The 633-nt window shown below is 43.8% G+C and carries 1 protein-coding gene; it reads left to right on the top strand.

The window, feature by feature from the left end:
• Positions 1-254 precede the first annotated feature (254 nt).
• Positions 255-380, top strand: coding sequence for a DUF3265 domain-containing protein (locus CIK04_RS31155; RefSeq protein WP_128824628.1), 126 nt, complete (start codon positions 255-257; stop codon positions 378-380).
• The last annotated feature ends 253 nt before the right edge of the window (positions 381-633 follow it).

The following is a 633-nucleotide window of genomic DNA, read 5'->3' as shown; positions in this document are numbered from 1 at the left end:
CCACACCGACATTAATATTTTGAAGTGTGTTTGTATTCATAATAAGCTAACTCTTGCTTGCGTAATGCGGGTTCGAGACCCAGTCGAGTATTCGAGTTTGGTGCTTGGAGTTCTATGTCGCGTTCATGTTTGTTATCGGTCTCTCGATAGAGGAGCCAGCGTTCAATCGAACTACAACATAGAAAGCTTTAGTTGCGGCTAAAGCCTGGGTCTCACATTACCCGAAACAGGTCGATTAATGGGGATAATTTCCCATACAAGCGTTAAAGAGGGATTCATGCCGCGTGGCATTTTTGGTATGCGGTGGTTTTGGTGGTGAAAGTGGTCTGCGGAAAGTTGGTTTAGGCGGCATTCACCCCTTAACGCGGCGTTATGCTTAATCAATTAAAATCAGTKGKTTATGGWTTTTCTTTGTTCCCTTGGCTGATTGGTTTTGTGTTTGTCGGCAAGCCGGCTTTTGTGAGCGCTGTTTTTCGGACGCATATTCTTTGGCGCTAGAAATTCAGAGAATTGCCTCATTCAATTCTCGGGCAATCGCGAGGTTAGGGCGGTTGGCTCAATCAGAAATCCATTTTAGGTTTTCAAACTTCAAACCAGATTTGCCAAAATTCCTAGTCTGATTATCAAAACTAT

The sequence above is a fragment of the Vibrio sp. 03_296 genome (assembly GCF_002265885.1).
This window is presented reverse-complemented; position numbering and strand designations above follow the sequence as displayed.